This is a genomic window from Pseudomonas syringae, assembly GCF_021605415.1.
In the GTDB taxonomy this organism is placed as follows: domain Bacteria; phylum Pseudomonadota; class Gammaproteobacteria; order Pseudomonadales; family Pseudomonadaceae; genus Aquipseudomonas; species Aquipseudomonas syringae_S.
In genome coordinates, this window is the sequence record NZ_WKEQ01000006.1 from 108,988 (window position 1) to 135,900 (window position 26,913).

Sequence of the window (26,913 nt, forward strand, 5' to 3'; positions counted from 1 at the left end):
CCACCTAAACCTGCGGTTGTTCAACCGCGACATGATTTTGCGCCATTACCTCTCCGGCATGTTCCTGACGCCATTTTACTGCGCATCCACTATTGCCAAGTCCTTGATTTGCGAGGGGTGGCCAGCTGATGGCAAATTTTTTTTAAAATCCCCTCAAGCAAGTTCCAATCCCGACGATAACTATTACGAAGGTTCTCTAGGCCACACCCGGCGGTTGCCAGGGCCGGAAGCCGCAGTACCCAACCAACGAGGAATTCGTCATGGCTTTAACAGTAAACACTAACGTTACATCGTTGAACGTACAGAAAAACCTGAACAAGGCTTCTGATGCTCTGTCGACTTCGATGACTCGTCTGTCTTCCGGCCTGAAAATCAACAGCGCTAAAGACGACGCCGCCGGCCTGCAAATCGCTACCCGTATGACTTCGCAGATCCGCGGTCAGACCATGGCGATCAAAAACGCCAACGACGGTATCTCGATCGCTCAGACCGCTGAAGGCGCGATGCAAGAATCGACCAACATTCTGCAGCGTATGCGTGAACTGGCTGTTCAGGCACGAAACGATTCGAACAGTGGCGACGACCGCGTCGCACTGAACAAAGAATTCGCTCAGATGTCCGACGAGCTGACTCGTATTGCCAACTCGACTAACCTGAACGGCAAAAACCTGATCAACGGCGACGCTGGCACCATGACCTTCCAGGTCGGTTCCAACTCCGGCGCTGACAACCAGATCACCATCACTCTGTCCGACTCGTTCGACGCAGTGCAACTGGGTGTTGACTCCGACGCCATCGCCGTCACCGGTACTGACAGCGACACCGCCGAAGCTAGCTTCGCCGCTGCAATCGACGCAATCGACGCTGCACTGAAAACCATCAACACCAGCCGTGCCGACCTCGGTGCTGCACAAAACCGTCTGACCAGCACCATCTCCAACCTGCAGAACATCAACGAAAACGCCAGTGCTGCACTGGGTCGCGTACAAGATACCGACTTCGCTGCTGAAACTGCACAGCTGACCAAGCAACAAACTCTGCAACAAGCTTCGACCGCAGTTCTGGCTCAGGCCAACCAACTGCCATCCGCTGTACTGAAACTGCTTCAGTAATAGCCGGTGAGTTTTGGCGGGGGAGTGCGCTTGTCGCGCTCTCTCGCTTTTTAATTTAAGAGGTGATGGACATGGATATGAGCGTCAAGCTGAACTTGTCTTATCCTGCAGCCCAGCAGGCGACGACTGTTGCCGACAAGCCTGCGGAGAAGCCTCGAGCGGATACTGCTCCGGTGGTGGCCGTCAAGGAAGAAAGTAAGTCTGCTAAATCCGATCAGGAACAACTGAAGATGGCCGTCGAGGAAATCGAAAAGTTCGTACAGTCGGTCAAGCGTAACCTGGAGTTCTCGATCGATGAGCCTTCAGGCAAAGTAGTGGTCAAAGTGATTGCCGGCGACTCCGGTGAGGTGATCCGTCAGATCCCCAACGAAGAAGTCCTGAAACTGGCAAACAGTTTGAATGATGCAAGCAGCCTGTTGTTCAGCGCGAAAGTCTGACAGCTGGCACGAATTTTGTTGCTATGTTCTTTTGGGCGTTGTAGTGGTCAAAAGACCGGCGGCACACTGAAGGGAGTCCCACATGGCAAGTATTATCCTACCGGGCACGGGGCTCGGCTCCGGCCTTGATACCGGTGCTATCGTCAAAGCGCTGGTTGAAGCTGACAAGTCGGCCAAGCAGGGTCAGATTGATCGTGCCACTGCGACCAACACCGCAAGCATTTCCGGCATCGGTAGCTTGAAGTCGCTGATGGCTGCTTTCACCAAGTCGATGAGTGACCTGAGCAGCACAACCAGCCCACAGTTCCTTGGTTACGCTGCCACCGTGTCCGATGCCAAAGTGTTGGGTGCTGTCGCGAGCAATACGGCAGTGAGCGGTACGTACTCGATCAATGTCAAAAATCTTGCGACCGCTTCCAAGGTGACCAGTGCCGCGTTCGAAAATGGCGTGACCAGTTCGATCGACGAAGGCACGCTGACGTTCAAGCAAGGTACGAAATCCTACAACCTTGATATTGGTGCCGGTGCCACGCTGCAATCGGTGCGGGATTCGATCAACTCCGACGTTTCTCTGAAAGCTGCCGGTATCAGCGCCAACATCGTGACTGACTCGTTCGGCTCCCGTCTGGTGCTGGGCTCAACCACCACGGGTGCAAATTCGGATATCTCGGTCGAGGGTATTCCGAGTCTGGAGATTGACGGCAGTGCTGTCGTCGGTACCAGCACCAGTCCGATGACCAAGGACTCTGCGGGTTCGATCGGCGCGGTGGCAATCGATGCCAGTTTCACCATCGACGGCATGGAGCTGACCAGTGCATCCAACACGGTGGACAAAGCCGTTTCGGGGATGACTTTCAATCTGCTGGCGACCGGCACCTCAACCGTCACGGTTGCCAGCAATAATGATGGTCTCAAGGCTTCGATACAGAAATTTGTCGACTCCTACAACGCGCTGGCCAACGGCATCACATCGTTGACCAAGGCTACCGCCGACAGCGACGGTAACCTGACCGTGCCCGCAGCCTTGACCGGAGACGCGCTGCCGCGCTCGATTCTGGCGACCATGCGGGGCCCGCTTTCCGAAACCGGTGCGGGTGACAAGCTGACCGTTTTGGCGCAACTGGGGATCACCACCGATCAGAAGACCGGTGCGCTCAACTTCGACAGCACCAAGTTCACTGCGGCAATGAACGACAAAAAGCTCGGCGGCGATGTCCAGCAGTTGTTTCTCGGTGATGCAGGCGAGGACAACGGTTTGCTGAGTCGCATGACCAAGGCGCTGGAACCGTACTCGGCGACCGACGGGATCCTGACCCAGCGCACGACCAGCTTGAACGTCACCAAGAAAAAACTCGGTGAGGATCAAGATGCACTTGATCGCCGTATCGAGACCCTGACCGCTGTACTGACCAAAAAGTACAACGCCATGGACACCTTGGTCGGCCAACTGAAAGCCACCGCCAGCAACATCACTTCGATGTTCGAGGCGTTGACCGCTCAGCAAAAGGCCTGATGCCATAAGCGCCAAAAGCCCGGCAGCGTATTTCACGCTCCGGGCTTTTTGCATTTCAATCTAAAGTTTTTTGACGCATCGTCGATACACTTGATATGCGAACCACAGATATTTGATGAGGTAAAACATGAATCCGATGTTAGCCCTTCGCCAATACCAGAAGATTGGCGCTCAGGCCCAGACGTCCGAAGCCAGTCCCCACCGTCTCGTGCAAATGCTGATGGAGGGTGGACTGGATCGTATTGCCCAGGCCAAAGGCGCCATGGAGCGCAAAGATATTGCGAACAAAGGCGTTTTGATCGGCAAGGCCATCGGTATTGTCGGCGGCTTGCTTGAAGGTCTGGATCTGGAAAATCAGTCCGAGTCGGTTGGAGAGTTGGCCAATTTGTACGAATACATGATGAAGCGCCTGACCGAAGCCAACGCCAAGACCGATCCAAAAATTCTCGATGAAGTCGCCGACCTGCTCCGTACCGTCAAAGACGGTTGGGACGCCATCGGCACGCCTGCTCCACAGTTCTGAAGGAGACCACCATGAGTCTTGTATTGCAGCGAATCGAAGAAACCCGCGAGGCTCTGGTTGGTGCTTTGGCTGAGCGTAACTGGGAGGCCATCGGCGAGCTCGACCTGGCCTGCCGTTCCTGCATGGAAGACGTCTTGAGTGAAGCTTCGGTGGACGAGGCGGCGTTGCGCGATAACCTCGAAGAGTTGCTCGGGGTTTACAAAAAACTGCTGGACGCTGCATCGGGGGAGCGCCAGGCGATAGTCGATGAGATGTCGCAGATCACCCAAGCGCAGAACGCAGCAAAGGTATACCATCTGTTCGGTTAATTTACCGTCAGTTAATCCGGCCGCTTGCGCCATAAATTTGACTGCTCACGGTTTTTTGACTTAACTAGTGGCTGTTAACAGATTTCGGGCGTCTACAGGCACATGGTGTCCTGCAAGCGTGTCGCTTGCCCCTTATTTTTCGGGCATTGAGTTGACTAGGGAAGTTGCTATTGCATGTGGCGTGAAACCAAAATCCTGCTGATCGATGACGATAGCGTCCGCCGCCGCGACCTGGCGGTGATCTTGAATTTTCTCGGCGAAGAAAATTTGCCCTGCGGCAGCCATGACTGGCAGCAGGCTGTCGCTTCCTTGTCATCAAGTCGTGAAGTCATTTGCGTGCTGATCGGGACGGTCAATGCTCCGGGTGTGCTTTTGGGCTTGCTAAAGACACTCTCAACCTGGGATGAGTTCCTTCCGGTTTTGTTAATGGGCGATAATTCTTCCGTTGACCTGCCGGAAGACCAGCGTCGACGAGTGCTTTCGACCCTCGAAATGCCCCCCAGCTACAGCAAATTGCTCGATTCCCTGCACCGTGCCCAGGTCTATCGCGAGATGTACGACCAGGCCCGCGAGCGCGGCCGCCATCGTGAACCCAATCTGTTTCGCAGCCTCGTCGGCACCAGTCGGGCGATCCAGCATGTGCGCCAGATGATGCAGCAAGTGGCCGACACCGACGCCAGCGTGTTGATTCTTGGCGAGTCCGGCACTGGCAAGGAAGTCGTTGCACGCAACCTCCATTACCATTCCAAGCGCCGCGATGCGCCGTTCGTTCCCGTCAATTGCGGGGCGATCCCGGCCGAGTTGCTGGAAAGCGAATTATTCGGGCATGAGAAGGGCGCATTCACCGGCGCCATCACCAGCCGTGCGGGCCGTTTCGAGCTGGCCAACGGCGGTACGCTGTTTCTCGACGAAATCGGTGACATGCCGCTGCCGATGCAGGTCAAGTTGCTGCGTGTCTTGCAGGAGCGCACCTTCGAGCGCGTGGGCAGCAACAAGACCCAGAGCGTCGACGTGCGCATCATCGCCGCGACCCACAAGAATCTCGAAACCATGATCGAGATCGGTACCTTCCGCGAAGACCTCTACTATCGCCTGAACGTGTTCCCGATCGAGATGGCGCCGCTGCGTGAGCGCGTCGAAGACATTCCGCTGCTGATGAACGAACTGATTTCGCGCATGGAGCACGAGAAGCGCGGTTCGATCCGTTTCAACTCGGCGGCGATCATGTCGCTGTGCCGTCACGGCTGGCCTGGCAACGTCCGCGAGCTGGCCAACCTGGTCGAGCGCATGGCGATCATGCATCCGTACGGTGTGATCGGCGTGGTCGAGTTACCGAAGAAATTCCGCTACGTCGACGATGAAGACGAGCAATTGGTCGACAGTCTGCGCAATGATTTGGAAGAGCGCGTGGCGATCAACGGGCATACGCCGGATTTCACGGCCAACGCGATGCTTCCGCCGGAAGGCCTGGATCTCAAGGATTACCTTGGTGGTCTCGAACAAGGCCTGATTCAGCAAGCCCTGGACGACGCCAATGGCATCGTAGCCCGTGCCGCCGAGCGTCTGCGCATCCGTCGCACCACGCTGGTGGAGAAGATGCGCAAATACGGCATGAGCCGTCGTGATGGTGATGAGCAGGCGGATGATTGACGCCTGTTTTTCAAGTGCTTCATTTATAAGCGGTTTTTTTTAGGCACGGGTATTGCTATATCCCTCGCAACGTTCCGTTTCACTGACGGTCAGCCACGCGAGAGATCACGATGCCCCACGCCGCCCAGATGTCTTCTGCCCTCGATTCCCAAAGGCAATCGTCGTCCGTAGAGCTAGCCAGCCGGCAGGGTCTTGAGCAGGCGTTCTCGCTGTTCAATCAGATGTCGAGCCAATTGACTGACTCCTACAGCATGCTTGAAGCGCGGGTTACCGAGCTTAAAGGTGAGCTGGCCGTGGTCAGCGCCCAGCGCATGCAGGAGCTGGCGGAAAAAGAACGCCTGGCCAATCGTCTGCAACACCTCCTTGATCTACTACCCGGTGGCGTCATCGTCATCGACGGCCATGGCATTGTCCGTGAAGCCAACCCCACCGCCATTGAGCTCCTTGGTTTGCCGCTTGAAGGCGAGCTGTGGCGCCAGGTCATCAGTCGCTGCTTTGCACCGCGCGAAGACGACGGTCACGAAATCTCCCTCAAAAACGGTCGACGCCTGTCGATTTCCACGCGCTCGCTGGACGCCGAGCCGGGGCAACTGGTGTTGCTCAACGACTTGACTGAAACCCGTCATCTGCAAGATCAACTGGCGCGTCACGAACGGCTGTCTTCGTTGGGCCGGATGGTTGCCTCGCTGGCGCATCAGATCCGCACGCCGCTGTCTGCCGCGCTGCTTTACGCCAGTCATTTGACCGAGCAAGAACTGCCGGTCGCCACCCAGCAGCGTTTCGCCGGGCGCTTGAAAGAGCGGCTGCATGAACTTGAGCATCAAGTGCGCGACATGCTGGTGTTCGCCCGAGGCGAACTGCCCTTGACCGATCGCCTGACCCCTAATGCCCTGATGCAGGCGCTGCAATCCGCCGCGCTGACCCACGTTCAGGATTTGCCCATTCGCTGGCAGTGCGACAGCCACGTCGGCGAATTGTTGTGCAACCGCGACACGCTGGTCGGGGCCATTCTCAATCTGATCGAAAATGCGATTCAAGCCAGTGCCGGTCACGTGCGACTGAAGATCCATTGCTATGCCCGTGACAACACCCTGCGCCTGTGTGTCAGTGACAGCGGCAGCGGCATTGATCCGGCAGTTCTGGCGCGTCTGGGTGAGCCGTTTTTCACCACCAAAGTCACCGGAACCGGCCTCGGCCTGACGGTGGTCAAGGCTGTGGCACGGGCGCATCAGGGCGAATTGCAACTGCGCTCGCGGGTCGGGCGCGGTACGTGCGCGCAAATCATCCTGCCGCTGTTTTCCGCCGTTCAGGGAGCTGAGTGAAAGACATGGGCATCAAGGTTTTGCTGGTCGAGGATGATCGTTCCCTGCGCGAGGCGTTGGTCGATACGCTGCTGCTCGCGGGCCACGATTACCTTGCCGTCGGTTCGGGGGAAGAAGCGCTGACGGCGGTGGGGCGCGAGGCGTTCAGTCTGGTGATCAGCGACGTCAACATGCCCGGGATGGACGGCCATCAACTGTTGGCTCTGTTGCGTGCACGTCAGCCGCAGCTGCCGGTGCTGTTGATGACGGCTCACGGCGCGGTGGAGCGCGCCGTCGACGCCATGCGCCAAGGGGCGGCGGATTATCTGGTCAAGCCGTTCGAGCCTAAAGCGCTGCTGGATCTGGTGGCGCGCCATGCCCTTGGCAGCCTCGGTGCCAAGGATGACGAAGGCCCTGTGGCCGTAGAGCCGGCGAGTGCGCAACTGCTCGAATTGGCAGCGCGGGTAGCTCGCAGCGATTCGACGGTATTGATCTCTGGAGAGTCAGGCACCGGCAAGGAAGTCTTGGCTCGCTACATCCATCAGCAATCTCATCGGGCCAGTCAGCCGTTTATTGCGATCAACTGCGCCGCGATTCCCGACAACATGCTCGAAGCAACGTTGTTCGGCCATGAAAAGGGTTCATTCACCGGCGCCATTGCGGCGCAGGCCGGCAAGTTTGAGCAGGCAGACGGCGGTACTTTGCTGCTCGACGAAATTTCCGAAATGCCGCTCGGTCTGCAAGCCAAATTGCTGCGGGTCTTGCAGGAGCGCGAAGTTGAGCGCGTGGGCGGCCGCAAGCCGATCGCTCTGGACATTCGTGTCGTCGCGACGACCAACCGTGACCTGGCCGGCGAAGTGGCGGCGGGGCGATTCCGTGAAGATCTTTTTTACCGTCTGTCGGTATTCCCCCTGGCCTGGCGTCCACTTCGCGAACGTACTGCCGATATCCTGCCGCTGGCTGAGCGGCTGCTGGCCAAGCACGTCAATAAAATGAAACACGCGGCGGCGAAATTGTCTCCGGACGCTCAGGCCTGCCTCACGGCGTATCCGTGGCCGGGCAATGTGCGTGAGCTGGACAACGCCATTCAGCGGGCGTTGATTTTGCAGCAGGGCGGGCTGATTCAGCCGCAGGATTTTTGTCTCGCCGGGGCGGTGACCTTTGCGCCACTCGTTGCACCGGCAGCCGCGCAAGCGACGGTGCGTGGAATCGAAGTCGAGGCAGAATCGGCCGGTGCGCTGGGCGATGATCTGCGTCGACGCGAGTTCCAGATGATCATCGATACCCTGCGCGCCGAGCGCGGCAGGCGCAAGGAAGCGGCCGAAAAACTCGGCATCAGTCCGCGAACGCTGCGCTACAAACTGGCGCAAATGCGTGACGCGGGGATGGATGTCGAGGGTTATCTGTTCGCCACGTGATTGCTGCGCAACCGTTCAAATCGCTTTTCTGAAAGGCTGCCCGATAGCTGGCACCCTTGTTGCTAATACCTGTGTACCCGCCGAGTGAGTGTCAAAAAATTGCGGGCCGCCCAAGAGAGTAGACCATGAGCCAAGGTATTGAATTTAATCGGTTGATGCTGGACATGCGCGCCATGCAAATGGACGCCATGTCTGCGCCGAAATCGACTGCCGCTGTCCCTGAGATGGGCAACAGCAGCTTCGCCGACATGCTCGGTATGGCCGTCAATAAAGTGAACGATACCCAGCAGGCATCGAGCCAGTTGGCGAACGCGTTCGAGATCGGCAAGAGCGGCGTCGATCTGACCGACGTAATGATTTCCTCGCAGAAAGCCAGTGTGTCTTTCCAGGCGCTGACCCAGGTGCGCAACAAACTGGTTCAGGCTTACCAAGACATCATGCAGATGCCGGTTTAAGGACATATTGAGTCATGGCAGAAGCAGTCGCTGATAACGTTCCGGCCAAGGCCACCCCGATAGACGGAAAACCGCCGTTGTTCGGTCTGTCCTTCCTGGAAAACCTCTCCGAGATGACCATGCTGCGTCAGGTAGGCCTTTTGGTCGGCCTCGCTGCGAGCGTGGCGATTGGCTTTGCCGTGGTGTTGTGGTCGCAGCAACCGGATTACCGGCCTCTGTACGGCAGCCTTGCCGGTATGGACGCCAAGCAGGTCATGGATACGTTGGCTTCTGCCGACATTCCTTACACCGTTGAACCGAACTCCGGCGCCTTGTTGGTCAAGGCCGATGATCTGCCGCGTGCGCGGCTTAAACTCGCCGCCGCTGGTGTCACTCCCAGCGACGGCAACATCGGTTTTGAAATCCTCGACAAGGAACAGGGTCTGGGCACCAGCCAGTTCATGGAAGCGACCCGTTATCGTCGCGGCCTCGAAGGTGAACTGGCGCGCACGATCTCCAGCCTGAACAACGTCAAGGGTGCCCGTGTGCACCTGGCGATTCCGAAGAGTTCGGTGTTCGTGCGTGACGAACGCAAGCCGAGCGCTTCGGTACTGGTCGAGCTGTATTCCGGTCGTTCGCTGGAGCCGGGTCAGGTGGTGGCGATCATCAATCTGGTGGCGACTTCCGTTCCCGAACTGAGCAAATCGCAGATCACCGTCGTCGATCAGAAGGGCAACCTGCTCTCCGATCAGGCGGAAAATTCCGAAATGACCATGGCCGGCAAGCAGTTCGATTACAGCCGCCGCATGGAAAGCATGCTCACGCAGCGCGTGCACAATATTTTGCAACCGGTGCTGGGCAACGACCGCTACAAGGCTGAAGTCTCGGCCGATGTGGATTTCAGCGCCGTCGAGTCCACCGCCGAGCAGTTCAATCCGGATCAGCCGGCGTTGCGCAGCGAGCAGTCGGTCAACGAACAACGTACCGCCAGTAATGGCCCGCAAGGTGTGCCGGGTGCCCTGAGCAATCAGCCGCCGTCGCCGGCGTCAGCGCCGCAGACCACGGGCGGTGCAGCGGCATCGGCCAGCATGGTGCAACCGGGTCAGCCATTGGTCGACGCCAACGGTCAGCAGATCATGGATCCGGCCACCGGCCAGCCAATGCTCGCGCCTTACCCGGCAGACAAGCGTCAACAATCCACGAAGAACTTCGAGCTTGACCGTTCCATCAGTCACACCAAGCAGCAGCAGGGCCGCCTCAATCGCCTGTCGGTGTCGGTGGTCGTGGACGATCAGGTCAAGGTCAATGCGGCGAACGGCGAAACCAGCCGTGCACCGTGGAGCGCCGACGAATTGGCGCGCTTCACGCGTCTGGTGCAAGACGCCGTCGGTTTCGACGCCAGCCGTGGTGACAGCGTCAGCGTGATCAACATGCCGTTCTCCGCCGAGCGCGGTGAAGTGATTGCCGACATCCCGTTCTACTCCCAGCCATGGTTCTGGGACATCGTCAAACAAGTGCTGGGTGTGTTGTTCATCCTGGTGCTGGTGTTTGGTGTGCTGCGTCCGGTGCTCAACAACATCACCGGTGGCGGGAAAGGCAAGGAACTTGCAGGCCTGGGCAGTGACGTTGAACTGGGTGGCATGGGTGGTCTGGATGGCGAACTGGCCAACGACCGCGTCAGCCTCGGCGGCCCGACCAGCATTCTGCTGCCGAGCCCGAGCGAAGGCTATGACGCCCAGTTGAATGCAATCAAGAGTCTGGTGGCAGAAGACCCGGGTCGTGTGGCCCAGGTCGTGAAAGAGTGGATTAACGCAGATGAGTGATAACCGAGCCGTTGCCGCCAAACTGACCCGGGTCGACAAAGCCGCGATTTTGCTGCTGTCCCTGGGTTCGACTGACGCCGCACAAGTGTTGCGCCACATGGGCCCGAAAGAGGTTCAGCGTGTGGGTGTGGCCATGGCCCAGATGGGCAACGTCCACCGTGAGCAAGTCGAACAGGTGATGAGCGAGTTTGTCGAAATCGTCGGCGACCAGACCAGCCTGGGCGTCGGCTCCGACGACTACGTGCGCAAAATGCTCACCCAGGCATTGGGCGAAGACAAGGCCAACGGTCTGATCGACCGCATCCTGCTCGGTGGCAACACCAGCGGCCTCGACAGCCTGAAATGGATGGAGCCGCGTGCCGTTGCCGACGTGATCCGTTACGAACACCCGCAGATCCAGGCGATCGTGGTCGCGTACCTCGACCCGGATCAGGCCGGTGAAGTACTTGGCAACTTCGACCACAAGGTGCGTCTGGACATCATCCTGCGCGTCTCGTCGTTGAACACCGTGCAGCCTGCGGCATTGAAAGAATTGAACCAGATCCTCGAGAAGCAGTTCTCGGGTAACTCGAACGCTTCGCGTACTACCTTGGGCGGTATCAAGCGTGCGGCGGACATCATGAACTTCCTCGACAGCTCGATCGAAGGCCAGCTCATGGACTCGATCCGCGAAGTCGACGAAGACCTGTCCGGTCAGATCGAAGACCTCATGTTCGTGTTCAACAACCTCGCCGACGTCGACGACCGTGGCATTCAGGCGCTGTTGCGCGAAGTGTCCTCGGACGTGTTGGTGCTGGCCCTCAAGGGTTCGGACGAAGGCGTCAAGGAGAAAATCTTCAAGAACATGTCCAAGCGTGCCGCCGAACTGTTGCGCGACGACCTGGAGGCCAAAGGCCCGGTGCGTGTCAGCGACGTCGAAACCGCGCAGAAGGAAATCCTCACCATCGCCCGCCGTATGGCCGAAGCCGGAGAAATCGTGCTCGGTGGCAAGGGCGGCGAGGAAATGATCTAAGCCCATGGACAAGCATGACGAGTCTGTGACGGATCTGATCCGCGCCCGCGACGTCCGGGGTTTCGATACCTGGGCGCTGCCGAGTTTCGACCCGCCCAAGCCTGAACCCGAACCGGAGCCCGAGCCCGAGCCGCCGGAAATGGAAGAAGTGCCGCTGGAAGAAGTCCAGCCACTGACCCTTGAAGAACTCGAGAGCATCCGTCAGGAGGCTTACAACGAGGGCTTCGCCGTTGGCGAAAAAGAAGGTTTTCACAGCACTACGCTCAAGGTGCGTCAGGAAGCCGAAGTTGCCTTGGCGGCGAAGATCGCCAGCCTTGAGCAACTGATGGGGCATCTGTTCGAGCCTATCGCCGAGCAAGATACGCAGATTGAAAAATCATTGGTTGACCTTGTGCAACACATCACCAAACAGGTGATCAAGCGCGAACTGGCCATTGATTCGAGCCAGATCGAACACGTCATGCGCGACGCGCTCAAGCTGTTGCCGCTGGGCGTGGATAACGTGCGTCTGTACGTTAATCCGCAGGATTTCGAGCAGGCCAAAGCCCTGCGCGAACGCCATGAAGAAACCTGGCGCATCGTCGAGGATGAATCCCTGTTGCCGGGCGGCTGCCGCGTTGAAACCGAGCACAGCCGCATCGACGCGAGCATCGAAACCCGCGTGACCCAGGTCATGGCCAAGCTGTTCGATCAGTTGCACGAACAGGCGTTGCATCCAGCCGCAGGGGACATCACGCTGGACGTGCCCGTGGACAGCAAATCCGCCGACGCCATGGCCGACGAGCCGCTTGCGGACAATCCCGATGCGCCTTGAACGCACCAGTTTCGCCAAGCGCCTGGGCAGCTACGCTGAGGCGACCGAGATTGCCGGCGCGCCGATTCTCGAAGGGCGCCTGCTGCGCATGGTCGGCCTGACCCTCGAAGCCGAAGGCCTGCGCGCCGCCATGGGCACTCGCTGCCTGGTGATCAACGACGACAGCTATCACCCGTCTCAGGTCGAGGCCGAAGTCATGGGCTTCTCCGGCAATAAAGTTTTCCTGATGCCGGTGGGAAGCGTTGCCGGTATCGCGCCGGGCGCCCGTGTGGTGCCGCTGGCCGATGCCGGTCGCTTGCCGATGGGCATGAGCATGCTCGGTCGCGTGCTGGACGGCGCCGGTCGTGCGCTGGATGGCAAGGGCGGCATGAAGGCTGAAGACTGGGTGCCGATGGACGGCCCGACGATCAACCCGCTCAACCGTGATCCGATCAGCGTGCCGCTGGACGTCGGTATCCGCTGCATCAACGGTTTGTTGACGGTGGGTCGCGGTCAGCGTCTCGGTCTGTTCGCCGGTACCGGTGTCGGTAAATCGGTGCTGCTGGGCATGATGACCCGCTTCACTGACGCCGACATTATTGTCGTCGGCCTGATCGGCGAGCGGGGCCGCGAAGTTAAAGAGTTCATCGAGCACATCCTCGGTGAAGAAGGCCTCAAGCGTTCGGTGGTCGTCGCCTCGCCAGCGGACGATGCGCCGCTCATGCGCTTGCGCGCGGCCATGTACTGCACGCGTATCGCCGAATATTTCCGCGACAAGGGCAAGAACGTCCTGTTGCTCATGGATTCCCTGACCCGTTTCGCCCAGGCCCAGCGGGAAATCGCCCTGGCCATCGGCGAGCCACCAGCGACCAAGGGTTATCCGCCATCGGTGTTCGCCAAGCTGCCGAAACTGGTCGAGCGCGCCGGTAATGCAGAGAAGGGCGGGGGTTCGATTACTGCGTTCTACACCGTGCTGTCCGAAGGCGATGACCAGCAGGATCCGATTGCCGACTCGGCGCGAGGCGTGCTTGACGGTCACATCGTGCTGTCTCGGCGTCTGGCCGAAGAAGGCCATTACCCGGCCATCGACATTGAGGCGTCCATCAGCCGGGTGATGCCGTCGGTAGTCGGCATCAAGCATATGAATCACGCGCAGATGTTCAAGCAATACTGGTCGCGCTATCAGCAGAGCCGCGACTTGATCAGCGTCGGCGCCTACGTGGCGGGCGGTGATCGCGAAACCGACACCGCGATCAATCTGCAACCGGCCATGACCATGTACCTGCGCCAGGGCTTGAACGACAATATCAGCATGGCCGCCAGCGAGAATCATCTGGCGTCCATCTTCGCTCCAGCGCTCGGCGGGTAACCGGTCATGGCGACGAGCCGAGCCGCACGTCTGGCCCCGGTGGTGGACATGGCCGAACAGGCCGAGAAAACCGCCGTGCAGCGCATGGGTCACTTCCAGGGTCAGGTGAAACTCGCCGAGAGCAAGCTTGCCGATCTGGAAGCCTTTCGCCTGGATTATTCGGAACAGTGGATTGCGCGCGGCAGTGGCGGCGTTTCCGGGCAATGGCTACTCGGCTATCAGGGCTTTCTGGCGCAACTGGGCACCGCCATCGATCAGCAGCGCCAAAGCCTGCAGTGGCATCAGAACCAATTCGTCAAATCCCGTGACGCGTGGCAACAAGCTTTCGCCCGCGTCGAAGGTCTGCGAAAACTTGTACAACGCTATCGCGACGAAGCCCAGCGCGCCGAAGACAAACGCGAGCAGAAGCTGCTGGACGAATTGTCCCAGCGCTTGCCGCGCCATGACGCATATTAACGGGGCCGCGGCAAACCCCTGTCGGAGCTGTCGCAGGCTGCGATCTTTTGATCTCGTTTAGCACCTTGCCCCATCCCCCGCCAGATGCTAAACCTTGTAAACGTTCGCAATGACAAGGAAGCCAGTTCATGTCAGTTGTTTCAGAAGTCTCCGATCAAGGTAAAAAACTGACGATATCGATCAAGGGACGATTCGATTTCGGCACGCATCAGGAATTTCGTCAGTCGTACGAAAAGCAAACACCGAAGTCGGTCGTGGTGGATTTGAAAGAAACCACTTTTCTGGACAGCTCGGCACTGGGCATGCTGCTTCTGTTGCGCGATCATGCCGGTGGCGATCACTCGCAAATCAAAGTCATTAACAGCAATTCCGACGTGCGCAAGATCCTCGGCATTTCCAATTTCGACAAACTCTTCGACATCAGTTGACGGCCATGCAGGCGCAAGAGCCGCTGACGATTCTTATCGCCGAAGACAGCGCCGGCGACCGGCTGTTGTTGTCGACCATCGTCCGCCGTCAGGGCCACCAGACGCTCACGGCGGCGAACGGTGCCGAGGCGGTTGACATATTCCGCGAGCAACGACCGCATCTGGTGTTGATGGACGCCATGATGCCGGTAATGGACGGCTTCGAATCGGCGCGGCAGATCAAGGCGCTGGCCGGCGATACGCTGGTGCCGATTATCTTTCTGACATCCCTCACCGAAAGCGAAGGCCTGGCTCGATGCTTGGACGCCGGTGGCGACGACTTTCTGGCGAAACCGTACAACCAGGTGATCCTTGCCGCCAAAATCAAGGCGATGGATCGGTTGCGACGGCTTCAAGCCACTGTTTTGCAGCAACGTGACCTGATCGCCAAGCACCATGAGTATTTGCTCAACGAACAGCGAGTCGCCAAAGCGGTGTTCGACAAGGTCGCGCATTCGGGTTGCCTGAGTGCGCCGAACATTCGTTACCTGCAATCACCCTATGCGCTGTTCAATGGCGATCTGTTGCTCGCGGCCTATACGCCGACTGGCGACATGCACGTGTTGCTCGGCGACTTCACCGGTCATGGCCTGCCGGCCGCAGTCGGCGCCATGCCGTTGGCTGAGGTGTTTTACGGCATGACCGCCAAGGGGTACGGTCTCGCCGAAACCCTGCGGGAAATGAACGCCAAGCTCAAACGCATCCTGCCAGTGGACATGTTCTGTTGTGCGACGTTGTTGTGCCTGAGCTTTCAGCGCCGTTCGGTCGAAGTGTGGAACGGCGGGATGCCAGACGGCTACCTGCACAGCATTGCCAGCGGGGAGCGCCGCCCTTTGACCGCACGGCATTTGCCGTTGGGAGTGCTCAGTGCACAAGCCTTTGATGACCGCACCGAAGTGCATCCAATGGCTGTTGGCGATCGGGTGTTCCTGCTGTCCGATGGCGTGATCGATACCTGCAATGCGAGCGAGCAGTTGTTTGGCGTCGAGCGTTTGCAGGCAGTGTTTGCTGCCAATCGCGAACCGGATCGGCTGTTCGAGGACATCGAGCAGGCCTTGCAGGAATTTCGTGGCGAGGCGCGGGACGATGTGAGCATGGTTGAAGTGCGCCTGCTTGATGCGAAGCAGATCGTTCCGGCCGCGCCGGTGTATTCCGACAGCGGGCAGTCCTCTCCGCTGGACTGGTCAGCCAGTTTCGAGTTTCGCGGTGCCACGCTTAAACGCTTTAATCCGTTGCCTTACCTGTTGCAGTTGTTACTCGAAGTGCATGGCCTGCGCGCACAAAGTGGCGCTCTCTATAGCGTGCTGGCCGAGTTGTATTCCAATGCGCTGGAACACGGCGTGTTGGGTCTCGACTCTAGCCTCAAGCGTGATGCCTCGGGTTTCGCGCGTTACTATGAGCAGCGCTGCACGCGCCTCGACGCCTTGCAGGACGGCTACGTGCGGGTGCATCTGGACGTCAAGCCGCAAGGCGAGGGCGGTTGTCTGGTCATTCGTGTCGAAGACAGTGGCGAGGGTTTTGATGTGTCGCGGGTGATGCAGACGCCCGCAGATAACGTCCGTCTGTCGGGTCGCGGCGTCAGTTTGATCCGGCAACTGGCGCGAAACGTCAGTTGGTCAGACGATGGTCGCAGTGCTCGCGTGGAGTTTTTCTGGGAGGCTCTGGCATAATCCACGGATTCTTGATCAGGGAGTGAACAAGTGGCAGACACACACGTTGATCGCGACGTGCTGAGCGCGTTGCAAGATGTCATGGAGGAGAGCTATTTCGAATTGCTCGATACCTTCCTGGCAGACTCCGAGTCTCGTTTGCGCGAGCTGGAAATTTCCGACGACGCCGCAACGCTGGCTGACGTTGCCCATAGCTTCAAGGGTAGCAGCAGCAACATGGGCGCCATCCGCCTGGCCGAGCTCTGTCATGAGCTGGAACATCAAGCCAGAAACAGCAACGCTGCGGCGACCCGCAAACTGGTGGATGACATTCACGGCGAATTCGCGATTGTCCGGCCGGTCTATGAAGAAGAGCGGCAGCGCTCCCACGCCCATTAATGCGACCGTCCGGCATTTTTATACGATGCCGGGCGAAAGTGGCCCGCCACTTGCAGCCATCTCTGCCAACTGTACCTACGATCCCAGTGCAGCGGAGACCGTGTCATGCCCGTAAGTCCCAACATTCTTCTTCAGACAGCCGCCCAGGCCAAGGCGCAATCTGCCTCTGCCCATTCATCGGCGGTGGCCGCAGAGCCCGGGGACAAGGCCTCAAGCTTCTCGCAAGTGTTCGCCGATCAGGGCCGGAAAAAGCCTGTCGCCCTGGCCGACAACGCCGTGAAACCCGCTCGCGACAAGGTCGCTGACAATAGCGGCAAAAAAGACATCGACAAGGATCAGTCTGCCGCTGCGGCACCGACCGTTGCCGATAGCGGCAAAGCCTTGCCCGCCGACAAACCGGCGGCTGCCGATGACAAGACTGCCGATGACGAAGCGCCAGACGCCTCGCAAACACCGGTGGCTGATGCCGCACCGGCCGATCCCGCGCTTGATCCTGCGCTTGGCGAAGTCGTTGCGCCTGTAGTGACCGCACCGGGGGTGGAAACGCCCGTGGTGTCGGCACCGACAAAAGAAGCCGAGGCGTCGCTGGTTGCCGTGCTGCCGGGTGCGGCCACTGATGCGGCGAAAGCGCCGGTCGACAGTGCGTTCGATCCCGAGGCCGACCCGCTCGACGCTTTGCCGGCCGTACGCATGGCAATGGAGCAGAGCGGGCACATTTCCGCGTCCAGCCAGGCTCAATCAAAAGCGTCACCCGCCCAGACGCAAGCGGATGGCGAGCTGACCTCGGCGCAAAACTTCGCTGCCGGCATGGCCAGTATGCTCGACGTGCAGGCCGACAAGGACAGCACCAGCGAGGGCGGCGACAAAGCCTTCAGCGGTCTGTTGGACGACGGTCTGAAAGACCTGAAGTCGGCCAGCAGCGATACGCGTGTCGATGACTTCGCCAACCGTCTGGCGGCACTGACCCAGGCTGCCACGCCGAAAACCGCGAATGCGGTGCCGGTGAATCAGCCAATCGTCATGAACCAGAGCGGCTGGACTGAAGAAGTGGTCAACCGTGTCATGTACCTGTCCAGCGCCAACCTGAAAGCGGCTGATATCCAGCTGCAACCGGCCGAGCTGGGCCGTCTGGACATTCGCGTGAACATGGTGCCGGATCAGCAGACCCAAGTGACGTTCATGAGTGCCCATCCGAGCGTGCGTGAAGCGCTGGATGGCCAGATGCATCGGCTGCGCGAGATGTTCACGCAGCAGGGCATGGGTCAGGTGGATGTCAACGTGGCTGATCAGGGTCGCGGCTGGCAGGGACAAGGCCAGGAACAGGCGCAGCAGGGGCAGGGTGGTCGAACCAGCGCTGCCGGCGGACGCCTTGATTCGGCGGATGACGAAATCGCCGCTGCCACGAGCGTCGCTGAAGCCGCCGCTCAGACCACCAGCGTCATCGGCACCAGCGCCGTCGACTATTACGCCTGACACGTACACACAAAACCTGTGGGAGCTGGCTTGCCGGCGATGGGCGATTTAACTGACACATCAAATTTGAATGTGCCGGCCTCATCGCGGGCAAGCCCGCTCCCGCAGGGTTTTGCATCAATCTTCAGATGCCCGCCATCCTCTCCCGAGACTTCTGGCATAACACTTGCTCTTGCCTTGCCGTGCGATTGTGAAAACCCGATTAGTGACGGATTATTGGCATGGCGAAGAGTGACGCAGCAGCTGTAAAAGACCCGGCAACCAAAGGCAAGATCAAGCTGATCATCGTGATCGTGCTGGCGTTGCTGCTGGCCATCGGTGCCTCCGTGGGGGCGACCTGGTACTTCATGCACAGCGCCCAGAGCAAACCTGCCGAGACCGCCGAAGCGGCGCCGGTCGGCAAGCAACCGGCGATCTTCGAACCGATGGCGCCCGCCTTCGTGGCCAATTACACCCAGAACGGCCGTCAGCGCTACATGCAGGTGAGCATTACCATGCTTGGGCGCAATCAAGCCGATCTGGAAGCGCTCAAGGTGCACATGCCGGTTATCCGCAACAACCTGGTGATGCTCTTCTCCGGACAGGATTTCGCCACCTTGGCGACCCCGGTCGGTCAAGAGATGTTGCGCCAGAAGGCCACCGCCAGCGTCCAGGAAGTGGCGCAGAAAGAACTCGGCAAAGTCGTGATCGAACAGTTGCTTTTCACTAATTTCGTACTGCAGTAGGAACACGACATGGCCGTGCAGGATCTTCTGTCCCAGGATGAAATCGATGCGCTGTTGCATGGCGTCGACGATGGTCTGGTCCAGACCGATACCGCTGCCGAACCCGGCAGTGTCAAAAGCTACGACCTGACCAGTCAGGATCGCATCGTCCGCGGACGCATGCCGACGCTTGAGATGATCAACGAGCGTTTTGCCCGTTACACCCGCATCAGCATGTTCAACATGCTGCGTCGCTCGGCGGACGTGGCGGTCGGCGGCGTGCAGGTGATGAAGTTCGGCGAATACGTGCACTCGCTGTACGTGCCGACCAGCCTCAACCTGGTCAAGATCAAGCCCCTGCGCGGCACCGCGCTGTTCATCCTTGACGCCAAACTGGTGTTCAAGCTGGTGGACAACTTCTTCGGCGGCGACGGCCGTCACGCGAAGATCGAAGGACGCGAATTCACCCCGACCGAACTGCGCGTGGTGCGCATGGTGCTGGAGCAGGCTTTCGTCGATTTGAAAGAAGCCTGGCAGGCGATCATGGAAGTGAACTTCGAGTACATCAACTCGGAAGTGAACCCGGCCATGGCCAATATCGTCGGCCCTAGCGAAGCGATCGTCGTCTCGACCTTTCACATTGAACTCGACGGCGGTGGCGGTGATCTTCACGTGACCATGCCGTATTCGATGATCGAGCCGGTACGCGAAATGCTCGACGCCGGTTTCCAGTCGGATCTCGACGACCAGGACGAGCGCTGGGTCAACGCCCTGCGTCAGGACGTGCTCGACGTGGACGTGCCGATCGGTGCCACCGTGGCCCGCCGCCAATTGAAATTGCGCGACATCCTGCACATGCAGCCGGGGGATGTGATCCCGGTCGAAATGCCGGAAGACATGATCATGCGCGCCAACGGCGTGCCGGCCTTCAAGGTCAAGATGGGCTCGCACAAAGGCAACCTCGCGTTGCAAGTGATCGAGCCGATCGAGCGCCGCTGACCGGCGCTCAACCCCAACCGCATTTAACTGAATTGTTGCCCGCCGAGGACACATGATGAACGACGATATGAACGCTCAGGACGATCAGGCTCTGGCTGATGAATGGGCTGCCGCCCTGGAAGAAACCGGTGACAGCCAAGCCGACATCGACGCACTGCTGGCGGCCGACGCCGGCTCGTCGAGCTCCAACCGTCTGCCGATGGAAGAGTTCGGCAGCGTGCCGAAGAACAACGATCCGGTGACGCTGGACGGTCCGAACCTGGACGTGATCCTCGACATCCCGGTATCGATTTCCATGGAAGTGGGCAGCACCGACATCAATATCCGCAACCTGCTGCAACTCAACCAGGGTTCCGTCATCGAGCTGGATCGTCTGGCCGGCGAGCCGCTGGATGTGCTGGTCAACGGCACGCTGATCGCCCATGGCGAAGTGGTCGTGGTCAACGAGAAGTTCGGCATCCGCCTGACGGACGTGATCAGCCCGAGCGAACGCATCAAGAAGCTGCGCTGAGTGAATAAGGTGCTGGGTTGTTTGCTCAGGTTGGCGCTGGCATTGCCATTGACGGCCATGGCGGCTGAACCGGCCGTGACCACTGTCGCGACCACTGCCGTGGCTGCAACCACCGCCGCCGCGCCCGCCGTGAGCATTGGTGTGGCCGGTCAGTTGACGCAGTTGGTGCTGGGCCTGTTGCTGGTGCTGGGGCTGATTTTTTTCCTCGCCTGGCTGTTGCGCCGCGTGCAACAGGCGGGGCCTGCGGGCAAGGGGCAAGTGATTGAGCTGATCGGCTCGCGCGCGCTCGGACCGCGTGACCGGCTGATGCTGGTGCAGGTCGGCAACGAGCAGATCCTGCTCGGCCTCAGCCCCGGCAGCATCACCGCGCTGCATGTGCTGAAAGAGCCCGTACCCGTGCCTGCCGGTACCGAGCATGCCACGCCGGAATTTGCCCAGCATCTGATGAGAATGCTCGGCAAGGATCAGAAGGATAAGAAGTAATGGGTGCGCTACGCATCGTCTTGACGCTGGCTCTGTTGCTGGCCGCGCCGCTGGCGTTCGCCGCCGATCCGTTGTCGATCCCGGCGATCACGCTGGGCACCAACGCCGATGGTGCGCAGGAATATTCGGTCAGCCTGCAGATTCTGCTGATCATGACCGCGCTGAGTTTTATCCCGGCGTTCGTCATGCTGATGACCAGTTTCACCCGGATCATCATCGTGTTTTCGATCCTGCGTCAGGCCCTCGGCCTGCAACAGACGCCGTCCAACCAGATCCTCACCGGCATGGCGCTGTTTTTGACGCTGTTCATCATGGCGCCGGTGTTCGACCGGGTGAACAACGATGCATTGCAGCCTTATCTGGCGGAGACGCTCACCGCGCAACAGGCGGTGGAAAGGGCGCAGGTGCCGATCAAGGATTTCATGCTCGCGCAGACCCGCGCCAGTGATCTTGAGCTGTTCATGCGCCTGTCCAAGCGTACCGACATTGCTTCGCCGGATCAGGCGCCGCTGACCATTCTGGTGCCGGCCTTCGTCACTTCCGAGCTGAAAACCGCGTTCCAGATCGGCTTCATGATCTTCATTCCGTTCCTGATCATCGACCTTGTCGTGGCGAGCGTACTGATGGCGATGGGTATGATGATGCTGTCGCCGCTGATCATTTCCTTGCCGTTCAAAATCATGCTGTTTGTGCTGGTGGATGGTTGGGCGCTGATCATCGGCACCCTGGCCAGCAGTTTTGGCGGTGTCTCGCCATGACGCCAGAAGTTGCGGTCGACATCTTTCGCGAAGCGTTGTGGCTGACCACGATGATGGTCGCGGTGCTGGTGATTCCGAGCCTGCTGGTGGGCTTGCTGGTGGCGATGTTCCAGGCCGCGACGCAGATCAACGAACAGACCCTGAGCTTCCTGCCGCGTCTGCTGGTGATGCTGGTGACGTTGATTGTTGCCGGGCCGTGGCTGGTGCAGACCTTCATGGAATACATCATCCAGCTCTACCACAACATTCCGATGGTCATCGGCTAAGCCATGCAATCGCTGCTTCAGCTGACCGACACCCAGATCAGCACCTGGGTGGCGACGTTCATGTTGCCGCTGTTTCGCATTGGCACGGTGCTGATGGTCATGCCAGTGTTCGGCACGACCCTCGTGCCCAAGCGCATTCGTCTGTATTTCGCCCTGGCAATCACACTGGTGATCTCGCCCAATCTGCCGCCCATGCCGCCGGTCAATGCCCTGGATCTGAGCGGCTTGCTGTTGATCGCCGAGCAGATCCTCATCGGTGCGGTGATGGGCTTCTCGCTGCAACTGTTTTTCCAGGCCTTCACGGTGGCGGGGCAGATTGTCGCGATCCAGATGGGCATGGGTTTCGCCTCGATGGTCGACCCTACCAACGGCGTGTCGGTGGCGGTGATCGGGCAGTTCTTCACCATGCTGGTGACCTTGCTGTTTTTGTCCATGAACGGCCATCTGGTGGTGTTCGAAGTCCTGACGGAAAGCTTCACCACGTTGCCGGTGGGCGGTGGTTTGATGACGGCTCACTATTGGGAATTGGCCGGCAAGCTGGGCTGGGTGCTCGGTGCGGCACTGGTGCTGGTGTTGCCGGCGATCACGGCGCTGCTGGTGGTCAACATCGCGTTTGGCGTGATGACCCGCGCCGCGCCACAGCTCAATATTTTCTCCATCGGTTTCCCGCTGACCCTGGTGCTCGGCCTGTTCATCATCTGGGTCGGTCTGGCGGATATTCTCAATCAGTATCAACCGCTGGCCGCCGAGGCTTTGCAGTTTTTACGCGAACTGGCACAGGCGCGCTGAGTCATGGCTGAAAGCGAAAGCGGTCAGGACAAAACGGAAGACCCCACGGAGAAACGCAAAAAGGACTCCCGTGAAAAGGGTGAGATTGCCCGTTCCAAAGAACTCAACACCCTGGCGATCATGCTTGCCGGCTCAGGCGCGCTGCTGATATTCGGCGGCGCCCTGGCGCAAGAGATGATGGAGCTGATGCGCATGAACTTCTCGTTGCCAAGGGAAGTGATCCTCGACCAGCGCTCCATGGGTTCTTATCTGATGCACTCCGGGCTCATCGCATTGCTGGCGATCCAGCCGATCATGATCACCCTGTTGCTCGCAGCGGTGATCGGCCCGATTTCCCTCGGCGGCTGGCTGTTTGCTGCTGGCTCATTGGCGCCGAAATTCAGCCGGATGAACCCTGGCGCCGGCCTCAAGCGCATGTTTTCCATGAAAGCTATCGTCGAGTTGCTCAAGGCGCTGGCGAAGTTTTTTATTGTTCTGGCCGTGGCGTTGGTGGTGCTGGCGGGCGATGTCGATGATTTGTTGCGCATCGCCCATGAGCCGTTGGAGATGGCAATCATCCACAGCCTGCAATTGGTGGGTTGGAGCACGTTGTGGATGGCGTGTGGCCTGATCATCATCGCGGCGGTCGACGTCCCGGTGCAGATCTTCGAGAGCATGAAAAAGCTCAAGATGACCAAGCAGGAAGTGCGCGACGAGCACAAGGATCAGGAAGGCCGGCCGGAGGTCAAGCAGCGCATCCGTCAGGTCCAGCGCGAGATGTCCCAGCGGCGGATGATGGCGGCGATCCCTGAAGCCGATGTGGTCATCACCAACCCGACCCACTACGCCGTGGCGCTTAAATACGACGCCGAGAAAGGCGGGGCGCCGGTATTGCTGGCCAAGGGTAACGATTTCCTGGCGCTGAAAATCCGCGAAATCGCTGTCGCCAACAACGTCATGCTCCTGGAGTCCCCGGCGCTGGCGCGTTCGATTTACTACTCCACCGAGCTTGATCAGGAAATTCCGGGCGGACTGTATCTGGCCGTCGCCCAAGTCCTGGCCTACGTCTACCAGATCCGCCAGCACCGCGCCGGCAAGGGTAAACGCCCGGATCCGCTCAAGGACGATCTGCCGATTCCACCGGATCTGCGCCGCGATTCTTGATGGGTTGCTCCGGTCAGCGAGACCGCCGCCCGTCCGAAAGGCCACTGTACCTGCTACTTCTGACAGTAGACGTTTATCGCCGCTGGCGTTGTCATGCCGTTGAACCGATCCGGTCCGGCCGATGCTGGACCACGGGGTCGGCAACGGTTAATCGATCACGCGTCAGAGGAGTGCGATCATGGCTCAAAGCGTCTACAGATACTTGCAAGGCATGGAGTTGGACTTCGTTTTCGGTGTGCTCGAAGAGCGGCCCGAAATGGCGATCGGCTATACCGTCATGTTCAAGCTTTCGCTGGATTTCACTCACTTTGTGCAGATGGCCAATGTTTACATTCCCGGCTACCTGAATGGGCCGATCAACGCGATCCGGCCAGAGTTGGCGGGGCTGGGATATCACTATGCATACAACTATTTTTTCGACGCGGCCGGCAAAATGCGCGGCAACGAAGATTTGTTCAAGGTGTTCCGGGCTCCCGAATATTATTTCGACGATTGGTCCGACGGGCTGTTGATCCGTCGATACGGCAAGCCCGAGTTCGAATATGTTGACGGTCAATTGCAGATGACCGCACGTCAGGACTTTCGCTTGAGCCACAAGCGTCAGATCCAGATCAGCGATTTGCCGGTCGTTCAGTTCCAGTGGGCACTTCATTTATTGGAAGGGCACACCTTCAATGGCGATCAGCGGGCAGCCGCTTCGTTTGAAACCCTAAATGCACCCACTTCGGTTGTGGTTTTTGGGTCTGCCCAAGAGGATCTGGTACCCGTCGAGGGCGATCAGATGCTCCGCGGCTCGAAATATTTAGTCGGTAGAGAGCTCAATTTCGGCCCCATCACGGCAGACCGGGTTCGCACCGCCGGAACGGATTGATATCTGCGGAACACCCCGTTTCGAGCTTTAGGCAAAAGTTGGAAGGCTTCTTGCAATAGCCGTCCTGCGCCAATACAAGGCGTCAAAAGTTTGCTTTAAAGGAACGGGGAAAACCGGTGGATCGCACTCAATTTATCAACACTGCCCGCACGAACGTTGCCGACCTCAGTCGTGGCAATCTGGGCGTGCCGTTGTTGCTGTTGGTCATGCTGGCGATGATGATGTTGCCAGTGCCGCCGTTCCTGCTCGACGTGTTTTTTACCTTCAACATTGCCCTGTCGATCGTCGTGCTGCTGGTGTGCGTTTACGCATTGCGGCCGCTCGATTTCGCGGTTTTTCCGACCATTCTGCTCGTGGCTACGTTGCTGCGACTGGCGCTGAACGTGGCCTCGACGCGGGTGGTGATGCTTCACGGTCAGGACGGCCACGCCGCTGCCGGTAAGGTGATCCAGGCCTTCGGTGAAGTGGTGATTGGCGGCAACTACGTCGTCGGTATCGTGGTCTTCGCCATTTTGATGATCATCAACTTCGTCGTGGTGACCAAGGGTGCCGGGCGGATTTCCGAGGTGAGCGCACGTTTCACCCTCGATGCGATGCCCGGCAAACAAATGGCGATCGACGCCGACCTCAACGCCGGTCTGATCGATCAGAACCAAGCCAAGGCGCGCCGTTCAGAAGTGGCTCAGGAAGCTGAGTTCTACGGTTCGATGGACGGTGCCAGCAAGTTCGTTCGCGGTGACGCCATCGCAGGCTTGCTGATTCTGTTCATCAACCTCATTGGTGGTGTGGCAGTCGGTATCTTCCAGCACAACATGAGCTTCGCTGACGCCGGCAAGGTTTACGCCTTGTTGACCATCGGTGACGGTTTGGTGGCGCAATTGCCATCACTGTTGTTATCTACAGCTGCAGCGATCATGGTGACCCGTGCTTCCGGTTCGGAAGACATGGGCAAGCAAATCAACCGTCAGATGTTTGCATCGCCAAAAGCCCTGGCCGTGGCCGCTGGCTTGATGGCGGTCATGGGCCTGGTGCCGGGCATGCCGCATTTCTCGTTCCTGAGCATGGCGGCACTGGCGGCCGGTGGTGCGTACCTGTTCTGGAAGAAGCAGAACGTCGCTAAGGTCACCGCGCTGCAAGAGGTCAAGCGTCAGCAGGAACTGCTGCCGTCGCCGGCCCGCGCCATGGAAACCAAAGAGTTGGGCTGGGACGACGTGACCCCGATCGACATGATCGGCCTGGAAGTCGGCTACCGTCTGATTCCGTTGGTGGATCGCAATCAGGGTGGTCAGTTGCTCGCGCGGATCAAGGGCGTGCGCAAGAAGCTCTCGCAGGATCTGGGCTTCCTGATGCCGACCGTACACATCCGCGACAACCTGGATCTGGCGCCAAGCGCGTACCGTTTGACGCTGATGGGCGTGATCCTCGCCGAGGCCGAGATCTATCCGGATCGCGAACTGGCGATCAACCCGGGGCAGGTCTACGGCACGCTGAACGGCATCACCGCCAGAGATCCGGCTTTCGGCCTGGAAGCGGTGTGGATCGAAATCAGCCAGCGCGCTCAGGCGCAATCGCTTGGATACACCGTGGTCGATGCCAGTACCGTGGTCGCGACGCACCTGAACCAGATTCTGTACAAGCATTCCAGTGAGCTGATCGGCCACGAGGAAGTGCAGCAACTCATGCAATTGCTGGCCAAAAGCTCGCCAAAACTGGCTGAAGAGCTGGTGCCGGGCGTGGTTTCGTTGTCGCAGCTGCTCAAAGTGCTGCAAGCGCTGTTGGCTGAACATGTGCCGGTACGCGACATTCGCAGCATTGCAGAAGCCATCGCCAACAACGCTGCCAAGAGTCAAGATACCGCCGCGCTGGTGGCCGCCGTACGCGTCGGCGTATCCCGCGCCATCGTGCAAAGCATTGTAGGCACTGAGTCGGAGCTGCCTGTGATCACCTTGGAACCAAGGTTGGAACAAATATTGCTCAATAGTCTGCAGAAGGCAGGACAAGGCTCGGAAGAGGGCGTTCTGCTGGAGCCAAGCATGGCCGAGAAGCTGCAACGTTCGCTCATCGAAGCGGCGCAGCGTCAGGAAATGCAAGGTCAGCCGGTCATCCTGTTGGTAGCAGGCCCGGTACGCGCGATGCTCTCGCGCTTTGGCCGACTGGCAGTCCCCGGATTGCACGTGCTGGCCTACCAGGAAATACCGGACAACAAGCAAGTGACCATCGTTGCGACAGTAGGGCCCAACGGCTGAGGTAGT

At 59.2% G+C, this 26,913-nt stretch carries 28 protein-coding genes; all 28 read left to right on the forward strand.

The window, feature by feature from the left end:
- The first annotated feature begins 260 nt into the window (after window positions 1-260).
- The 28 genes from GIW69_RS06095 (at window position 261) to flhA (ending at window position 26,907) form a co-directional block, all read left to right on the forward strand.
- Window positions 261-1,112: a flagellin domain-containing protein gene (locus GIW69_RS06095; protein WP_236481236.1), complete on the forward strand. Its 852-nt coding sequence runs from the start codon at window positions 261-263 to the stop codon at window positions 1,110-1,112.
- 71 nt (window positions 1,113-1,183) lie between these two features.
- A complete protein-coding gene (locus tag GIW69_RS06100) occupies window positions 1,184-1,549 on the forward strand; it encodes a flagellar protein FlaG (protein ID WP_236481237.1) in 366 nt (121 codons plus the stop codon).
- Between the two features lie 82 nt (window positions 1,550-1,631).
- On the forward strand, window positions 1,632-3,062 hold the full coding sequence (gene fliD / locus GIW69_RS06105) for a flagellar filament capping protein FliD (protein WP_236481238.1): 1,431 nt from the start codon (window positions 1,632-1,634) through the stop codon (window positions 3,060-3,062).
- A gap of 127 nt (window positions 3,063-3,189) precedes the next feature.
- Complete coding sequence (fliS, locus tag GIW69_RS06110) at window positions 3,190-3,585, forward strand: flagellar export chaperone FliS (RefSeq protein ID WP_236481239.1); 396 nt, start codon at window positions 3,190-3,192, stop codon at window positions 3,583-3,585.
- 11 nt (window positions 3,586-3,596) lie between these two features.
- On the forward strand, window positions 3,597-3,893 hold the full coding sequence (gene fliT, locus GIW69_RS06115; RefSeq protein WP_236481240.1) for a flagellar protein FliT: 297 nt from the start codon (window positions 3,597-3,599) through the stop codon (window positions 3,891-3,893).
- Between the two features lie 174 nt (window positions 3,894-4,067).
- Window positions 4,068-5,543 carry a sigma-54-dependent transcriptional regulator gene (locus GIW69_RS06120; RefSeq protein WP_236481241.1) on the forward strand — a complete coding sequence of 492 codons (1,476 nt, stop codon included), beginning with the start codon at window positions 4,068-4,070 and terminating at the stop codon, window positions 5,541-5,543.
- A 128-nt stretch (window positions 5,544-5,671) separates the two neighbouring features.
- A complete protein-coding gene (locus tag GIW69_RS06125; protein WP_236481324.1) occupies window positions 5,672-6,865 on the forward strand; it encodes an ATP-binding protein in 1,194 nt (397 codons plus the stop codon).
- Between the two features lie 5 nt (window positions 6,866-6,870).
- On the forward strand, window positions 6,871-8,262 hold the full coding sequence (locus GIW69_RS06130) for a sigma-54-dependent transcriptional regulator (RefSeq protein WP_236481242.1): 1,392 nt from the start codon (window positions 6,871-6,873) through the stop codon (window positions 8,260-8,262).
- Window positions 8,263-8,387: 125 nt separating this feature from the next.
- Entirely contained in the window at window positions 8,388-8,717 is a 330-nt protein-coding gene (fliE, locus tag GIW69_RS06135; protein WP_236481243.1) for a flagellar hook-basal body complex protein FliE, read from the forward strand.
- A gap of 14 nt (window positions 8,718-8,731) precedes the next feature.
- Window positions 8,732-10,519: a flagellar basal-body MS-ring/collar protein FliF gene (gene fliF / locus GIW69_RS06140; protein ID WP_236481244.1), complete on the forward strand. Its 1,788-nt coding sequence runs from the start codon at window positions 8,732-8,734 to the stop codon at window positions 10,517-10,519.
- Window positions 10,512-11,531, forward strand: coding sequence for a flagellar motor switch protein FliG (gene fliG / locus GIW69_RS06145; protein ID WP_236481245.1), 1,020 nt, complete (start codon window positions 10,512-10,514; stop codon window positions 11,529-11,531). Before fliF ends, fliG begins: the two co-directional genes overlap by 8 nt.
- A gap of 4 nt (window positions 11,532-11,535) precedes the next feature.
- Complete coding sequence (gene fliH / locus GIW69_RS06150) at window positions 11,536-12,345, forward strand: flagellar assembly protein FliH (protein WP_236481246.1); 810 nt, start codon at window positions 11,536-11,538, stop codon at window positions 12,343-12,345.
- Window positions 12,335-13,693, forward strand: coding sequence for a flagellar protein export ATPase FliI (gene fliI, locus GIW69_RS06155; RefSeq protein WP_236481247.1), 1,359 nt, complete (start codon window positions 12,335-12,337; stop codon window positions 13,691-13,693). The genes fliH and fliI overlap by 11 nt, the downstream gene beginning before the upstream one ends.
- A gap of 6 nt (window positions 13,694-13,699) precedes the next feature.
- Window positions 13,700-14,149 carry a flagellar export protein FliJ gene (fliJ, locus tag GIW69_RS06160; RefSeq protein WP_236481248.1) on the forward strand — a complete coding sequence of 150 codons (450 nt, stop codon included), beginning with the start codon at window positions 13,700-13,702 and terminating at the stop codon, window positions 14,147-14,149.
- Between the two features lie 128 nt (window positions 14,150-14,277).
- Window positions 14,278-14,577 carry an STAS domain-containing protein gene (locus GIW69_RS06165; RefSeq protein WP_236481249.1) on the forward strand — a complete coding sequence of 100 codons (300 nt, stop codon included), beginning with the start codon at window positions 14,278-14,280 and terminating at the stop codon, window positions 14,575-14,577.
- A 5-nt stretch (window positions 14,578-14,582) separates the two neighbouring features.
- A complete protein-coding gene (locus tag GIW69_RS06170) occupies window positions 14,583-16,286 on the forward strand; it encodes a fused response regulator/phosphatase (protein WP_236481250.1) in 1,704 nt (567 codons plus the stop codon).
- A 30-nt stretch (window positions 16,287-16,316) separates the two neighbouring features.
- Window positions 16,317-16,664 carry an Hpt domain-containing protein gene (locus GIW69_RS06175; RefSeq protein WP_236481251.1) on the forward strand — a complete coding sequence of 116 codons (348 nt, stop codon included), beginning with the start codon at window positions 16,317-16,319 and terminating at the stop codon, window positions 16,662-16,664.
- Between the two features lie 105 nt (window positions 16,665-16,769).
- Window positions 16,770-18,137 (forward strand): flagellar hook-length control protein FliK, encoded by a 1,368-nt coding sequence (locus tag GIW69_RS06180; protein ID WP_236481252.1) that lies wholly within the window; start codon window positions 16,770-16,772, stop codon window positions 18,135-18,137.
- 221 nt (window positions 18,138-18,358) lie between these two features.
- Complete coding sequence (fliL, locus tag GIW69_RS06185; protein ID WP_236481253.1) at window positions 18,359-18,862, forward strand: flagellar basal body-associated protein FliL; 504 nt, start codon at window positions 18,359-18,361, stop codon at window positions 18,860-18,862.
- A gap of 9 nt (window positions 18,863-18,871) precedes the next feature.
- Window positions 18,872-19,840 (forward strand): flagellar motor switch protein FliM, encoded by a 969-nt coding sequence (gene fliM, locus GIW69_RS06190; protein ID WP_064586584.1) that lies wholly within the window; start codon window positions 18,872-18,874, stop codon window positions 19,838-19,840.
- Between the two features lie 55 nt (window positions 19,841-19,895).
- Window positions 19,896-20,351: a flagellar motor switch protein FliN gene (gene fliN / locus GIW69_RS06195; protein WP_496570898.1), complete on the forward strand. Its 456-nt coding sequence runs from the start codon at window positions 19,896-19,898 to the stop codon at window positions 20,349-20,351.
- Complete coding sequence (gene fliO, locus GIW69_RS06200) at window positions 20,352-20,834, forward strand: flagellar biosynthetic protein FliO (protein WP_236481255.1); 483 nt, start codon at window positions 20,352-20,354, stop codon at window positions 20,832-20,834.
- Window positions 20,834-21,592 (forward strand): flagellar type III secretion system pore protein FliP, encoded by a 759-nt coding sequence (fliP, locus tag GIW69_RS06205; protein ID WP_236481256.1) that lies wholly within the window; start codon window positions 20,834-20,836, stop codon window positions 21,590-21,592. Before fliO ends, fliP begins: the two co-directional genes overlap by 1 nt.
- Complete coding sequence (fliQ, locus tag GIW69_RS06210) at window positions 21,589-21,858, forward strand: flagellar biosynthesis protein FliQ (RefSeq protein ID WP_008077662.1); 270 nt, start codon at window positions 21,589-21,591, stop codon at window positions 21,856-21,858. Before fliP ends, fliQ begins: the two co-directional genes overlap by 4 nt.
- A 3-nt stretch (window positions 21,859-21,861) precedes the next feature.
- Complete coding sequence (gene fliR / locus GIW69_RS06215; RefSeq protein WP_236481257.1) at window positions 21,862-22,647, forward strand: flagellar biosynthetic protein FliR; 786 nt, start codon at window positions 21,862-21,864, stop codon at window positions 22,645-22,647.
- Between the two features lie 3 nt (window positions 22,648-22,650).
- The gene (gene flhB, locus GIW69_RS06220) at window positions 22,651-23,790 is read left to right on the forward strand and encodes a flagellar biosynthesis protein FlhB (RefSeq protein WP_236481258.1); all 1,140 of its coding nucleotides are present in this window, start codon (window positions 22,651-22,653) and stop codon (window positions 23,788-23,790) included.
- A 178-nt stretch (window positions 23,791-23,968) separates the two neighbouring features.
- On the forward strand, window positions 23,969-24,661 hold the full coding sequence (locus GIW69_RS06225; protein ID WP_236481259.1) for a hypothetical protein: 693 nt from the start codon (window positions 23,969-23,971) through the stop codon (window positions 24,659-24,661).
- Between the two features lie 116 nt (window positions 24,662-24,777).
- Window positions 24,778-26,907 (forward strand): flagellar biosynthesis protein FlhA, encoded by a 2,130-nt coding sequence (flhA, locus tag GIW69_RS06230; RefSeq protein WP_236481260.1) that lies wholly within the window; start codon window positions 24,778-24,780, stop codon window positions 26,905-26,907.
- Window positions 26,908-26,913 lie beyond the last annotated feature (6 nt).

Coding starts and splice junctions, on each gene's coding strand:
- GIW69_RS06095 (WP_236481236.1), top strand. CDS start 261: ATGGCTTTAACAGTAAACACTAACGTTACATCGTTGAACGTACAGAAA.
- GIW69_RS06100 (WP_236481237.1), top strand. CDS start 1,184: ATGGATATGAGCGTCAAGCTGAACTTGTCTTATCCTGCAGCCCAGCAG.
- fliD (WP_236481238.1), top strand. CDS start 1,632: ATGGCAAGTATTATCCTACCGGGCACGGGGCTCGGCTCCGGCCTTGAT.
- fliS (WP_236481239.1), top strand. CDS start 3,190: ATGAATCCGATGTTAGCCCTTCGCCAATACCAGAAGATTGGCGCTCAG.
- fliT (WP_236481240.1), top strand. CDS start 3,597: ATGAGTCTTGTATTGCAGCGAATCGAAGAAACCCGCGAGGCTCTGGTT.
- GIW69_RS06120 (WP_236481241.1), top strand. CDS start 4,068: ATGTGGCGTGAAACCAAAATCCTGCTGATCGATGACGATAGCGTCCGC.
- GIW69_RS06125 (WP_236481324.1), top strand. CDS start 5,672: ATGTCTTCTGCCCTCGATTCCCAAAGGCAATCGTCGTCCGTAGAGCTA.
- GIW69_RS06130 (WP_236481242.1), top strand. CDS start 6,871: ATGGGCATCAAGGTTTTGCTGGTCGAGGATGATCGTTCCCTGCGCGAG.
- fliE (WP_236481243.1), top strand. CDS start 8,388: ATGAGCCAAGGTATTGAATTTAATCGGTTGATGCTGGACATGCGCGCC.
- fliF (WP_236481244.1), top strand. CDS start 8,732: ATGGCAGAAGCAGTCGCTGATAACGTTCCGGCCAAGGCCACCCCGATA.
- fliG (WP_236481245.1), top strand. CDS start 10,512: ATGAGTGATAACCGAGCCGTTGCCGCCAAACTGACCCGGGTCGACAAA.
- fliH (WP_236481246.1), top strand. CDS start 11,536: ATGGACAAGCATGACGAGTCTGTGACGGATCTGATCCGCGCCCGCGAC.
- fliI (WP_236481247.1), top strand. CDS start 12,335: ATGCGCCTTGAACGCACCAGTTTCGCCAAGCGCCTGGGCAGCTACGCT.
- fliJ (WP_236481248.1), top strand. CDS start 13,700: ATGGCGACGAGCCGAGCCGCACGTCTGGCCCCGGTGGTGGACATGGCC.
- GIW69_RS06165 (WP_236481249.1), top strand. CDS start 14,278: ATGTCAGTTGTTTCAGAAGTCTCCGATCAAGGTAAAAAACTGACGATA.
- GIW69_RS06170 (WP_236481250.1), top strand. CDS start 14,583: ATGCAGGCGCAAGAGCCGCTGACGATTCTTATCGCCGAAGACAGCGCC.
- GIW69_RS06180 (WP_236481252.1), top strand. CDS start 16,770: ATGCCCGTAAGTCCCAACATTCTTCTTCAGACAGCCGCCCAGGCCAAG.
- fliL (WP_236481253.1), top strand. CDS start 18,359: ATGGCGAAGAGTGACGCAGCAGCTGTAAAAGACCCGGCAACCAAAGGC.
- fliM (WP_064586584.1), top strand. CDS start 18,872: ATGGCCGTGCAGGATCTTCTGTCCCAGGATGAAATCGATGCGCTGTTG.
- fliN (WP_496570898.1), top strand. CDS start 19,896: ATGAACGACGATATGAACGCTCAGGACGATCAGGCTCTGGCTGATGAA.
- fliP (WP_236481256.1), top strand. CDS start 20,834: ATGGGTGCGCTACGCATCGTCTTGACGCTGGCTCTGTTGCTGGCCGCG.
- fliQ (WP_008077662.1), top strand. CDS start 21,589: ATGACGCCAGAAGTTGCGGTCGACATCTTTCGCGAAGCGTTGTGGCTG.
- fliR (WP_236481257.1), top strand. CDS start 21,862: ATGCAATCGCTGCTTCAGCTGACCGACACCCAGATCAGCACCTGGGTG.
- flhB (WP_236481258.1), top strand. CDS start 22,651: ATGGCTGAAAGCGAAAGCGGTCAGGACAAAACGGAAGACCCCACGGAG.
- GIW69_RS06225 (WP_236481259.1), top strand. CDS start 23,969: ATGGCTCAAAGCGTCTACAGATACTTGCAAGGCATGGAGTTGGACTTC.